Source organism: Paenibacillus qinlingensis (assembly GCF_013204845.1).
Taxonomy (GTDB): Bacteria; Bacillota; Bacilli; order Paenibacillales; family NBRC-103111; genus Paenibacillus_E; species Paenibacillus_E qinlingensis.
Genome location: NZ_JABMKY010000005.1, coordinates 286,887 through 300,253, shown reverse-complemented (window position 1 = coordinate 300,253; position 13,367 = coordinate 286,887). Strand labels below are relative to the sequence as shown.

The window sequence follows — 13,367 nt, the reverse complement described above, 5'->3', positions numbered from 1 at the left end:
ACTTGTATACATATTTGCTAGTTAATCTTGTTTCCGTGTTCATCAAACGTACGTACATATGCGATCAATTCCTCTAAATTGACCCAGGACATGCCTATTTTTTGGTCTGCAGCTCCGTAGGACATGATTAACTCACCATTGATTACAATTCCACCCGTTGTAAACAAACATGGCGTAGGATAATCCGATGGCATCTCCCACTCTCTTTCTGCATACATCAAACGTTCGGAACAACGATTCAGTACAAGAGGAAAATCATTTTCTTGCTCTCGAACAATCATGAAAGACTGTGTATATCCAAAGTAAATATCCTTCTTCCCATGGTAGGAAACTAACCAATCCTGTTCACTTATCTGGAGTGGCGGCCAACTAGCTCCCACCCGATTCTCTTCCCAATCGAAAATACTTGTAGCCAATAAGCGATGTGTAGCTTTGGGAGTAGCGAAATCTTCAATTGCCTCTGCCGCTGCTACATAGATGGAGGGCTTCTTAACCGTTTCTCCTTGGTCAAAAGGTAATACGTTCATGGGTCTATGCAGCATCACATATTGCATTTTGCCATCGATCTTCATCTTATTCGGAAAAAGGAAAACATCACGATTATCGCTAACATGTCCTTCTGTTAGAGGCCCAATATAGTCAAATGCTTCCTCATACAACCTATTCTTAAGCTTATCCAAGTTTAACTTATATAACACAGTCACCGTCTCGTTGGCACGCGCCGCTTTGACAAACGGCTCCTCATCGCTCGCACTATGAATCCAATCAGGAACATACTCATATCTCGTTTGAATTGGCGGATCTTGATCTAATAACCAATACGGCCCTGGTGAAAATGAACGACAGGCTACTGTCACATACAACTCATCTTCCACTGTAAAAATTCTCGGGTCCTCTATGCAACCATTCGCATAGTTCCTTACCCGATTCCCCTTGATATCCATCGTATAAAGTTCATGCTCCTCATAACCAATGACAGGCGCCAACGCAGGTCTTGAGAAGTCTGCATCCCACGTTTCCCCTAAGTCATCACTCGTTGCATAGCCAAGGAAAATGGGATAGGGATCATGACATCCTTCTCTTCTTTTTTGCGGCCACGGTCCAGTAGATCTAAATAACATATGTATGCGATTAGATTCAGGATCTTTGACAATCGCAGGGTTTAAGACCATTTTATCCGCCCAATCGCACCCCGGAACAGGTTCAAGTACTGGCTTATCCAAATAACGAAATTGTGGTTTCATATTTCCTCCTGATAGGTAAGTTATGAAGAGCTTATGAAAGTACTTTCTGTATCAATTTATCACACGCTAATTGTTTATTCAACTGTTTAATGAAACAAATAATTATAAAAAGACGATCGTGCCTCATATCCCATAAAAAAATAAAAAACAATCCCTGCTACATGAAGCAGGGATTGTTGCACCGTCGAATACATCTAACCTCTTAGTTTCCGTTGTCACTTCACTTGCATACAACAACCGCTCACAACAGTCCCATCCGCCCATTCTACATAATACGGATAGTCAGCTGAAGCTGTTAGTTGAACACTGCGTTCCTCAACGTCATACAGCAGTTCCGCTAGATGATTCACAGAGTCTAGTTGCAGCTTGAAGTACTTCGTGTACACATATCCGCCTACAAGAAGCTTACCCTGTAACGGAAGCTGAATAGGCGCTTGGTGGTCGCTCCGATTACGCTCCGATTCCACTTCCACGCGGAGTGACTGTTCGGGTCGAATATGGGCTAAATGTCCGCGATCTCCGACACCTGCAAGCTCATCATATCGAACGAGCTGCCCTTTGTTTAGCTGTTGCATCTCATCTATATAAGAACGCGAGTGAGTAACAGGCACGCGAATATCCCCATCGCCATGCGTGATATAGAGCGGCGTGTGCACATTCAAGGCCAAGTGCAAACCACTTCGTGCCTGATAACGCTCCATATCCTCTTGCGGTGTGCAGCCAATCCAGACATCCATCTCATCACGAAATTCTCCTGTTTGATCTTGTTCATACCAAGCAGCGTAATCTGACATGCCGTACAACGCTGAAGCAGCCGCAAATAGATCAGGAAATTTGGCTACAGTAGCTAGAACATTACCGCCTCCACCACTTCCACCTTCCAAATACGCAGGCTCCTCTGCGAGCAGCCAGTCCTTGTACTCTCGCCGAGCGAATTGAACAGCATCATAGATATCCATCAGTTCAAGTCCGTTACAATCTGCGCTGCCTTGGGAGAAGGCACGACCACGCATGTCCACTTGTACAATCAAATACGAGCTTTCATTTGGCGTATCCCGTCGTTGCGGCTTCGGCATACTCATATGCCAACCGTGCAATTGAATAAGCAGTAGTCCCGGTTTGGCCGGTTTGATGACATTCATTCCAAGTTGAATCCTTGGTGTAACGGAAGAAGGATACAAACGGAAATCTTGATAGGGTGAATACGATTCTTCCAGTCCTTCTATTTTATCTAACCGTTCGGAGTCTTCATACTGTGCAAACATGCAGCCACCTCATCTTAGTTAAAGTAACACACTGTCTCACGCGTCCCTCGAAATAGTGTTTTACGTAACTACTTCCCTTACTTCCCCTTACTTTCCTTTGTTCAGTTCAATAATTTTCTTCGGTTCATCCATCATATAGCGTAAAGAACATCCTACATACAAAGAGACCGTCCCAAGGTAATATCTACTTCTTGAGACAGTCTCTAGGTAATCACTTCAGCTCACACGCTTCAATCGGGCATGAACGACGAAACGTCCATTCACGGGATCAAGTCTATAATCACAGGTTGATAATGTTACGATTTGATCACTTGAAGTAACTTCAATATCTGGCCTATACAATGATTTCTGTTCGATGCTCGTTAGATAACTTTGAAATGCCTCTGCGTCAACAAATTCCGTCTCAATATAATTAAAATCAACAGTTGTATCATACACGGAGAAAATTTCAGCGAGATAAGAGGCGTCCAAGGTATCCAATCGAAATTGGCGATGAGCGTCATAGTAATCGGGATTCAGGAAGTTCTTCAAGTCACCAAACATCGTGCCGTCTTTCATCCTATGTCCATATAGGACAAGGTTCCTCTGAGGTTCCCATCGCTCATTCCGATAATCCATAAAGATACTGCCAGCTTTCGCATATTCACCCTTGAAATTACGGTATAAATACCATTCATTGTCTGGTCCCTGCATAACAGGATTGTTGATGCGACTGCCATCTAGTTGTATCCAACCTACGATATCAGGATTACGTTCAAGTAATGGTTGAAACACGCCTCGCGCTTGCTGAACGGATTCCTGTTGCGTCCGTTCAGCAAATTCCACAGATGAGGTGATAGGTTGCCTAGGTTCAGTTTTCAATTCTTGCGATTGCGCTTCTCTAAATATGTCACTTGCCTCAGCCAATACCTGATGATTCTCATAATATCCCCAGCCGATCAGGATTAATCGGCATGCAGCATATAGGAATATAGCAATGGTTAAACACAAGCTCTCAAAGTAAATACTTCGCTTATTTAGCTTCACTGTACAGGGCAAGAATCAATGAAATAGCTTCCGCACGCGTTGCATTGTCGTTAGGGGCGAATAGATTATCACCACGACCTTGAATGATACCTTGTTTTTGGACAGCCGCAACTTCAGCCTGTGCCCATGAAGGTATGCTCTCCACATCTGCAAAGCTTGACTGTGCCTTCTCGTCTACCTGCAAGTGAAGTGCTCGCGCTATGATGACTGCCAGCTCTGCTCTAGTTATTTGTCGATCAGCACGGAATGTGCCATCCTCGTAACCGTTCAGAATACCCGCTTTCACAATCGACCCAAGCTGAGGCTTCACCCATGTCGGAATGTCGGTAGCGTCGCTGAAACTCAGCTCATCCGTGCTAGGGACCAATTTCAACACTCGCCCTAGCAGTGCGGCGAACTCTGCCCGTGTGATTAAGTTATCAGGGCGGAACGTGTTATCCCCATACCCATTCGTTAGACCTAACTGAATCGCGCGATCAATCTGAGCTTTAGCCCAATGTTTCTCTACATCTTTAAAACTGCTTGCTGTGGTGGTCGGTGGTTTAACCGGAACGACATCCTTAACTGGTTCTTTGTAAGGTTTCACGCTCGAGCCATCCCATACGAACTCCACAGCATATTCACCCGTGTATTTACCTTGTACGGTAAACAATGCCATAACTTTGGTCTTTGCATCCGAAATGGCAAATTGTACGGTCTTCTCGTTGTCTTTCTCATTCGTTGAAATAATTTCAACATCGGTGAGAGTACTATTTTGCTCAACCTTCAACGATTTCACTTCTTGATTGGATACGGTTAGTTGGACGTATGTTTTGCCGTCCTTCACGACTAATTTAGCCGGGTGCTTCACATAGGCGTCTACTTCGGCCTTATTTGAAGTACCTCTTACATTAAGCGCATAAGCCATTTCATACTCACCCGGGGTGTACAAATCAATGAACGGCTTTTCTCCTCCAGAAAGTGCAGGGTTCGAGCCAGAAGCGATCGCTTGTAAGGACGATCTGTTTAATGCCAAATGAACATCATAATTATGCACATAGTTCATGGCCGGCCAATTGACATCAACCCAACCGTGGAGCTTTTCATCCAAATTATTCACTTTGAATTTATAAGTCCTTGTGTTTTTGGCCTCATCTGTCGCAGATACATCTGGAGCAGACAAACCATTGCCATTATCAATTTGGAAATCGGGAATTTCTTTGCTATTTTTCAATACAAATTCGAAGTACATCCAACTACCGCTCACAGTAAGCTTACCTGGCGTTACCACATAATCCTGCATAACCGAAGTTGATGATTCATTGTATTTAAGAAACTTATACGCAATGCTGTATGTGCCGTCAGAAATTCCATGTACATTCACGGGGCCGACTGGACCTGTACCTGATCCTGGTCCACTCGTTCCTGGCGTCACTTTGGCAGGCTCCAATTGCGAGAAAGGAATCTCAAATGCCCGTTCTGTCTGATCCGCGCCAACCAATGTTACAACATAATTCGCTGTGCGATCTACTTCAAAGCTAAACGAAGGTGAACTTCCTGATGTACTCAGTATAGCTACTTCATTCACTCTTTTAGCAGCGGCAACCACTTGTGGAAGAACATCTTCCAGTGTGCCATCTGCCTTTTTCTTTTGCACTTTTTTCAGGGTAACACCTGTTTGAAGTTGCAATGTCATCACTTGTTTACCGTTACTTACTTCCAATTTAGCTTCACTAGTTACATAGTTATTAATCGGTGTCCCAGAGCCGTCCGTAATGGACGTTGGTAAGGTAACTGTGTAATTGGCATCTGCCAAAATAATGGAAGCTTGGAAAACATGAAGTGCTTTTTGCAAAGCCACAACAGCCGCATCTGCGGTTTGTTGGGATGCAGCTGCGTTAGCTGCTACAGCTTTACCCGTATTAATCGCTGCTAGCATCGCTGCTTTCGCAATTGCTGGGTACTTCCCTGCATCCGTTCCTTCAACTGCTCCATCATATTTACTTTGAGCCTGTGTAACCAATGCGTTCAAGCTTGTTTTATCTGTCGCATACAATTTCAAACGAATGTTATGATCCATTTCATACGGCTGGCCATTATAGCTCGTCGAAACATGCACTTGTGCATTGAGTAGTGTAGTAAGATCCGCAGTTTCGAATTGTATAACGCGTGTATTCGCAGCCGTATCCGTACTGAGAACCGTCGTTTCTGTTAATACACCGTTTTTCTCAACTTTAAAGCTCGGTACAGTGGTACTATCCTTCAACGTCAATGTGACTCTCGCTTTTCCGTTGACCATACTGTATTTGCCTGGTTTCACGAAATAGCGATCCATGGAAGAAGCTTCATCTTTCGTTGCATGAAGGACGCTAAAGCTCAGGTCTTGTTGTACTTCAGGGATAACCGGTTGATCGAACCCTAATTCCACTTCATATTCGTGATCGTATAAATTGATTGGCGGAGGAAGCATCCAATAGATTTTCACCCATCCATTCAAGCGAGCACTTAGATCTTTGACTGGGAAACGAACAACACGCGTATTGGCTGCCGTATTCTCACTCACTTTATCCGTTTCAACCAAGGAGCCATTGCGTTCCGTTTTGAAAGACAATATTTCTGCATGTTGTTTCAAAGTAAACGAAATGAAGGATTGACCATTCTCCACGATCAACTTTCCGCTGTTCGTATCCACATAGTCATACATGACGGATGATTCGTTAGAACCTTTTTTGTAAATATGGAAAGGAATCGCGTATTCCCCATCATCCAGTTGGCTGCCACCTGTACCAGGATTTGTACCAACAGCAGAAGCCTTAAAGGTCACGATTGCTCCCTTCAGTGTTTGTAGTGCAGCAACGGACTGTTCATTCGTACCATCTGTGCGAACTGCTTCACCTCCTGCCGTATCGATGGCTGCTTGCAGTGTTGTTTTGGCAGTTGCTGGATATTGACCAACTTCTGTTCCTACAACGGCTGTCCGTAATAGCGTACTTGCTTCCGTAGATATTTGTGCTAATTCAGCATTGTTCACATCATTAAAATTCAAACGAATCGTATGCGTTTGATCGTAATTTTGCGCTGGAATGACAACTCGCATTTTGGCATCAGCCAACGTGGAGAGGCTGTCGATCTTAAACTTCACAACGCGCGTATTCGCTTCTAGGTTCTCACTTACGACTTGCGCATCAACATAATCATTACCCGTTTTAACTTGGAAAGATTTAATAACCGTGTTGTCTTTTAGCGTAACTGCCGCGTACGTTGAACCGTTCTCGCTAGTAATAATAGCTGGTTTACCTAAGTAACTGTCAGCTGAAGAGAATGCAGCTTTCGTTGCATGCACGGTACTGAATTGTCGTTCGTAGCCTTGAACAGCTCGAAACGAATCGACGGCTGCTTGCAAAGCCGTATGAGCTGTGCGGATATCTGGCCGTTTGGAAGCCAAATTACTTGCAACGGGTTTGGCTGCATCAAGGGAAGCTTGCAAGGCCAGCTTGACGATATCGAACTCTTCTTGGCTCGTACCCACCGAACGTGGAGCAGCAATCAGTTGCTCTGCTTGGGCTACCAGCGTTTGAAGCAGCTCTAATTTTTCCTTGTTATAGCTGATGTAGACCGTTCTTGTTACGCCTTCTACCGTATATTTCACCATGCTGATTCCTAGCCACGTCCCATCAGGCTCTACATAACTTACTGGAGCAAGTTGGTACACCTTTTGCGAAGCATTTGAAAGGGCAGACACTTGGCCAGCTGGGAACGTGTACGCATAGAATGGCCCCTCTTCCGTCGCTGCCGATTGTAATAATTGATTATCATCTGGAGCCACTTTCAATGTCACATTAGCTAAGAAATTAATCATTTTAACAAAATCCACTTTTTGCACAATGGTCGTTACTGTGTCACCGATCTCATTAGCATAGGGAGAAAGCGTTGTTGTCGGCTGATCCGTATCCAAGGCATAAATTTTGTATGGTTTGGATTCTACGTACTCATTTTCCTCAGCTGTCTTGTAGCGATTCTCCATCGCTTTCTTGGCATTGCTTAATACTAACGGCGTGCTTTTCGGATTAGCCACAGCATTTTTAGCAGTTGTCAATGAACTGTTAAGCAGGTTAATCGCAGAAGCATAATATTCCCCAGCCTGAATGGCTGCCGCAGCTGAGCCAGGAGCGCCTTCAGCTGTTCCATGCCGCTTCGCTCGATTCAGGAATGACTGAACGACTTTGATAATCGGCTCAATGTCTGAACGATCTGCCAAGATACGTCTAGATTCAAAAAAGGACAGGGCACCATTCACCGTATTATAAATCTGACCATACGCTGCTGCATCCCCCTGCGTCGTCATATCCAGCATCATTTGGCTAGAAACTATAATGGCGTACAGCGTGGACTTGCTGCCTGTTGGGTAATCTCCGTAATTGGTTCCTTCCATAGCTACGCTATAAACAGATTGAGCAACAGTTATACGTTCAAATACTTGCGCATAGGTCGCTGTCGTTACAGTGCCGTTGCCTGGTGTTTCTTCCTCTTCATCGGACGGTAAGCCAGGTACCGTAGTTAGATCAATCTTCAACTGTACATTGTACCAGTGATTATAATTAAAATCAGGTATATTCACATGCATGAGAATATCCTGTTTTTTCGTAATATCTGACACATTGTATGTAACAAGGTAGTTCGCATGCTCTCCGTTCCCACGTACAGCAGTAACACCTTGATAGCCTTCAATTCCTAGGGCAACTTCATTGTGCGTTGCAGGATCGGTACTAATGACAGCCTTATCTTTCCCATCCAGGCGATAGCCCAAGTATGGAAAGTACGAATAGTTCGTTTCAGATACTTCATGTTCAAACACAGCTTTACCATTCTGAATGCGTAGTGTTCCCTTTTGACCAGGTGATTTTAAATATGTATTAGCAACAGATACAGAATCAAGCTCATTCACTAAGTATAAATAATCAACCGTATAGACACCATCTGGTGCAGTAGTTGCAGCAGCCGCTGCATGAGCCGTACTTGCATGCAAGCCTAGCGGTGAAAAGATTAAACCAACAATTAACATGAGGATCGTCATTTTTTTTATCAATGAACTTCCGCCCAAAATCACTTGTAACTCACTCCCTATCATGATCATAATGATCCATGCAATCTATTAGAAGAAAAACGAAGAGTGCAGTCTCAGACACTCTTCGTTTCCGTAAATACTTAGTTCCAGTCGATAATCAATTCGCTGGTTGAGTTATGGATGCCAAGTACAGATGTTTGAAGCTCAATTGGCACATTAAACGTATTGTCAGACAAACCGCTGAACGCGAAGTACGTGTAACCACCGGATACCGTTTTGGTTGCCGTTACTTCATAAGTGCCATCACCTGTCGGTGCGCTATCCAAATCAGCATTTAAGAATGAATAGCTGGCAGGAAGTGTAATTCCCATGTAAGTGCCGGAGTTTTTCAACTTGATTGTTACCGTGTAGTTACCTGCTGAACCTGTAACAACAGCAGGACCTTCAATCGATGACGAAGCATGGGATACAGCGCTAGTAGCTGGATTCCAAAGTTGATAATTTTGATCAGCAGCAAGAGCAGGAATAGCCGTAGCTAGCGTAAGTGCAGAGAATAGGAACATGGAAACAACGGATTTTTTGGATAATAATTTCATAGTGAGGTAACACTCCTTCATTTTTAGTTTTTTTAATTTTTCTACTGTTTTTACGATGGTCTTGCTAGTTGAAATATTTCGGTCTAGCAGGGATGCTGCGGCTGTGCCCCCTTCCTACGTTGTGTCTCGTGAATGCCACGAACGGTCCGCTATGTAGAGATAATGATAATCATTATCAATCATGGTGTAAAAAAAAACTTCTAGGCTGAGACATGCCAATCAGGCCAATAATCGATGTCTCTTCACGGTCGAAGCGTCGAAGATGTGTGCACCACCTATCGACAAACCTATCTTATCCATTCATTCAAAAATTTGTCAACCTCTTTTTTTTACTATTTTTACAACCAATTTAGTGCAGACTTCTCCCTTAAATTCCGATTGGAAGCACGCTTAGACCAGCTTCCTCATCTTCTCGGATGACAGACCTAACCCCATAAACAGCATGAATTGTCTCCACCGTAATAATATCTCGGGGAGCACCTTGAAGGCAGACTTTGCCCTCCTTCATAACCACAATCTCATCACTGTATCGAATTGCATGGTTAATATCATGCAGCACCATAATAATGGTCAGACCATAGGTCACATTTAAATTACGAATAAGCTCTAGAAGCTCAATCTGATAGAAAATATCCAGAAACGTGGTAGGCTCATCCAGAAATAAAATAGGCGTCCGCTGGGCAAGTGCCATAGCAATCCATACGCGCTGTTTCTCCCCACCTGACAGCTGATCTAACGTGGTCTCCCTCCTCTCAAGCAAATTTGTGCAGCGCAAAGCCCAATCTACGGCATTCTCATCTTCTTCACGTTGCATAGCGAATAATCCCTTATGCGCATTCCGGCCAAATGTAACAAGCCTTTCCACGGTCAGATCGACCGGAGCCTCGTTCTGTTGATGTACGACAGCCAACTTGCGGGCTAATTCTTTCGGCTTATACGCAGCGATTGATTTGCCGTCCAACACAACTTCTCCGCTCTGCGGTCTGTAGTTTTGAGACATGACGCCAAGCAGTGTCGATTTCCCACACCCGTTGGGACCAATGATGGCCGTAATTTTGCCCTGCGGAAAGCAGCAATTAATCTCTTGCAGTTGCAACTTTCCCCGCTTAGGCTCATAGGAAAAACTCAGTTGATTAACGTCCATATACACGCTCACTCTTCCTAAGCATAAATATTAAAAATGGCCCCCCTATAACGGTCATAATAATAGAAGCCGGAATTTCCGCCGGCGCTAATACCGTACGGCCCAGCGTGTCTGCCCCCAGAATCAGAAGCGCACCTGCCAACGCCGAGAAGGGGATTAGAACACGATGATCCGAACCTACAAGCAGGCGGGCAATGTGCGGAATCAACAGACCAACAAAGACGATTAAACCTCCAATAGCCGTCGCCACAGCTGCAAGTAACACCGCAATCGCTGAAATCCACAGACGAACCCTGGATACATGGAGGCCTACACTTTTGGCTGATTTATCTTGGAGCGCCAATAAGTTGCACCATGGACTCACCATCCAAGCCAATACTAGGCCAAGTAACCCGTAGAGCAGCATAATACGGACATCCCCCCAATTTTTCATCGTGAAAATGGAGGTTACTGCCTGATTAATACTCGTAACTGCGTAACTGCCTCGGTAGTTAAAGGACTGTCCAAGCCCGCTGAAGGTGGCATTGATCGCGATACCTACAAGAATGATGCGAATCGGATTTAACCCGGATTTCCATGCGAATGTGTAGACGAGAAAACAAGCTAAAGCCCCGCCAAGACATGCAAAAAGAGGCATCCAAAAAAACAGGTTGGGAAAAATCGATACGGTCAGAATGGAAACGAAACCTGCTCCTGAAGAAATGCCGATTACTCCCGCATCTGCCAATGAACTGCGCATGACCGCTTGCAGCAGAACACCGGAAACGGCTAACGTTGCCCCCACTAATGACGATATAATGATGCGTGGCAATCTTAAATCCCGAATCACTTCAACTTGCTTATTGGTTCCGGTGAATAATCCCTGGATCAACTCCAGCCAGCCTACCTTAATACTGCCCGTACAAGCCGAGTAGACGAAGACAGCAAGAAAGAGCACACTTACACTTAATAAACTCCATACTATTTTATTCATCCTTAGTTTCCTCATTAAATGTTGTCATACATGTGCGCATGTCATTATGGAAAGAGCATCTTAACTGTTGCATCCAATGCTTCACTCACGGCCAAATTTCCCGTAGTCGCAAACAGCTCCTCTGGCAAATCATACACTCGGTTATTTTCCACCGCAGCAAAGTGCTTCCAAATATCGTTTTTCTTGAATTCTTTCTCAAACATCTTGATAACCTCTTCCGGCATCCCATGTGCTGCACGTAAGATAACATCCGGATTCGATTTCTGTAAGTACTCGGTATTCGAAGCCAGATACTCCACTTTGGAATCTTCCACGATATTCTTGCCACCGGCTAACCTAACCAAGTCACCAATATACGAATTCTCGGTGGCGACGAGATAACTGCCAGGCACGCCAAGCAGGATGAGAACTTTCGGCTTCGGCTTCCCTTCAATCTGTTTCTGAATCTGCTCGACTTTAGCTGCATAACCCTCGACTAGAGCGTTAGCTTGATTCTCCCGTCCATATCGCTGCCCGATATCCAGAATCGCTTTATTCATGCGCTCCAGACTGGTGAAGTCCAAGAAATTGGCTTGCAAATCCGCATTCTTGAATACAGGTGCAAGATCGTATTCCAACGTAGTCACGGACAAGACCTCTGTTGGTTCTAACGATTTGACAATTTCCATATTCGGTGTCATCGGATTCCCAACCTTCGTCACCCCGTCATACCGCTTGGGCAGCACTTTTGAACTTGTCGGTACGCCAACCAAATCTAAATCCAGTACATCAGTGAACTGGGTAGCAGCAACGGTTGTTGAAACAAGTCGATGTGAAACAGCGTTCGATTGTTCAACTGTTGGCGTGATTGAGGGAGTAAGAACTTCTTCGTTTGCAGCATCGGTGCATCCGGTTACCAGCAAAGCAGTGAAAATCATTAGAGAAATACGCATCCATATATCCTTACGCATCAGCAGGCTATTTCTCCTTTCGCAGGGCCATAATCAAACTTACAGCTTCTGCCCTCGTTGCACTGGCATGTGGAGCAAATAAATCGTTATCCCGCCCGCTGATAAGACCAGCTTTCGAAGCAGCAGCTACTTCTGCGCTCGCCCACTTAGGAATAGTTGCTGAATCTGCAAATGTTGGCGATGCATCGGGATCTACTTTCAGATGTAACGCTCTGACGATCATGACTGCGAGCTCCGCTCGACTTATCTTCCGATCAGCTCGAAACGTCCCGTCTTCGTAACCGCCAATAATTCCTGACCCGACTACCGATGCTAGATGCGGCTTTACCCATTCAGGTATTTCATCCCCGTCCGTAAAAGTAATAGCTTCCTTGCCAGGCTCGAGCTTCAAAGCCCGGTTAAGCAGCACCGTAAACTCGGCACGATTAATCTCATCGTCAGGGTGAAAAGAACCATCTTCATACCCATTTGCAATTTTCACTTGCACAGCCTGCTTGATAGCATCTCGAGCCCAGTGATGATCAACATCAGGCATGTGCCCGCTGAGTTTAACCTCCTGAACTGGCGGTGTGATGGGTATTGCAGGTTCTTGCTTGATGGTTAATTTATCGAAGGTCAAATCAATATCATATTCGTGATCATAGAGAAATGAATCGTTGACCTGCCAATAGATTTTCACCCATCCCGTAACTTTAGCCGTAAGGTCCTTCACTTCAAACTGAACGGTTCGCGTATTATTCTGCTCGTCTGTCGCCACAATTTCTGGAGACACCAGGCTTCCTGCGACGTTTAGCTTGAATTGCTTGATTTCATTACTCTGTTTCAGAGTAATCTGAACCAACGCTTTCCCATCCTTAATGAGTAATCGGCCTGGCTTCTCCACATAATCCTGCATGACAGATACTTGATCTGTATTGAACTTATGAAATTTGAACGCAAGGAGATAATTTCCATCCGAAATACCGTTAGGGTTTGCCTGTACAACATTGGATGCATTCATAGGATTCTCAGTTGCAGCAGGCTGAATAGCATGAGCTACTGGACTATGCACAGCGACCAACAACGTTAGAATAAACGCTGATGCTGATATAACATTGGTTAAACGTCTTTTCAACGTCTTCACTT

At 44.6% G+C, this 13,367-nt stretch carries 9 protein-coding genes; all 9 read right to left on the bottom strand.

All coding sequences use genetic code 11. From position 1 onward, the window contains the following. Positions 1-17 precede the first annotated feature (17 nt). The 9 genes from HQN88_RS13145 to HQN88_RS13105 all read right to left on the bottom strand — a co-directional run bounded on the left by HQN88_RS13145 (position 18) and on the right by HQN88_RS13105 (position 13,356). Positions 18-1,244 (bottom strand): glycoside hydrolase family 130 protein, encoded by a 1,227-nt coding sequence (locus tag HQN88_RS13145; protein ID WP_173112187.1) that lies wholly within the window; start codon positions 1,242-1,244, stop codon positions 18-20. Positions 1,245-1,459: 215 nt separating this feature from the next. Further along, positions 1,460-2,509: an alpha/beta hydrolase family protein gene (locus tag HQN88_RS13140; protein ID WP_173112185.1), complete on the bottom strand. Its 1,050-nt coding sequence runs from the start codon at positions 2,507-2,509 to the stop codon at positions 1,460-1,462. 216 nt (positions 2,510-2,725) lie between these two features. Further along, positions 2,726-3,535, bottom strand: a complete 810-nt coding sequence (gene srtB / locus HQN88_RS13135; protein ID WP_173112183.1) for a class B sortase — start codon at positions 3,533-3,535, stop codon at positions 2,726-2,728. Further along, complete coding sequence (locus HQN88_RS13130; RefSeq protein ID WP_173112181.1) at positions 3,522-8,600, bottom strand: NEAT domain-containing protein; 5,079 nt, start codon at positions 8,598-8,600, stop codon at positions 3,522-3,524. The genes srtB and HQN88_RS13130 overlap by 14 nt, the downstream gene beginning before the upstream one ends. A 119-nt stretch (positions 8,601-8,719) precedes the next feature. Beyond that, a complete protein-coding gene (locus HQN88_RS13125) occupies positions 8,720-9,175 on the bottom strand; it encodes a hypothetical protein (RefSeq protein ID WP_173112179.1) in 456 nt (151 codons plus the stop codon). 367 nt (positions 9,176-9,542) lie between these two features. Then, a complete protein-coding gene (locus HQN88_RS13120) occupies positions 9,543-10,319 on the bottom strand; it encodes an ABC transporter ATP-binding protein (protein ID WP_173112403.1) in 777 nt (258 codons plus the stop codon). Continuing rightward, positions 10,309-11,292 carry a FecCD family ABC transporter permease gene (locus HQN88_RS13115; protein ID WP_173112177.1) on the bottom strand — a complete coding sequence of 328 codons (984 nt, stop codon included), beginning with the start codon at positions 11,290-11,292 and terminating at the stop codon, positions 10,309-10,311. The genes HQN88_RS13120 and HQN88_RS13115 overlap by 11 nt, the downstream gene beginning before the upstream one ends. 44 nt (positions 11,293-11,336) lie before the next feature. Beyond that, positions 11,337-12,242 carry a heme ABC transporter substrate-binding protein IsdE gene (gene isdE, locus HQN88_RS13110; protein WP_420794184.1) on the bottom strand — a complete coding sequence of 302 codons (906 nt, stop codon included), beginning with the start codon at positions 12,240-12,242 and terminating at the stop codon, positions 11,337-11,339. Positions 12,243-12,249: 7 nt separating this feature from the next. Then, entirely contained in the window at positions 12,250-13,356 is a 1,107-nt protein-coding gene (locus HQN88_RS13105; RefSeq protein WP_173112175.1) for an S-layer homology domain-containing protein, read from the bottom strand. Positions 13,357-13,367 lie beyond the last annotated feature (11 nt).

Coding starts and splice junctions, on each gene's coding strand:
- HQN88_RS13120 (WP_173112403.1), bottom strand. CDS start 10,319: ATGGACGTTAATCAACTGAGTTTTTCCTATGAGCCTAAGCGGGGAAAG.
- HQN88_RS13145 (WP_173112187.1), bottom strand. CDS start 1,244: ATGAAACCACAATTTCGTTATTTGGATAAGCCAGTACTTGAACCTGTT.
- isdE (WP_420794184.1), bottom strand. CDS start 12,242: ATGCGTAAGGATATATGGATGCGTATTTCTCTAATGATTTTCACTGCT.
- HQN88_RS13125 (WP_173112179.1), bottom strand. CDS start 9,175: ATGAAATTATTATCCAAAAAATCCGTTGTTTCCATGTTCCTATTCTCT.
- HQN88_RS13115 (WP_173112177.1), bottom strand. CDS start 11,292: ATGAATAAAATAGTATGGAGTTTATTAAGTGTAAGTGTGCTCTTTCTT.
- HQN88_RS13140 (WP_173112185.1), bottom strand. CDS start 2,509: ATGTTTGCACAGTATGAAGACTCCGAACGGTTAGATAAAATAGAAGGA.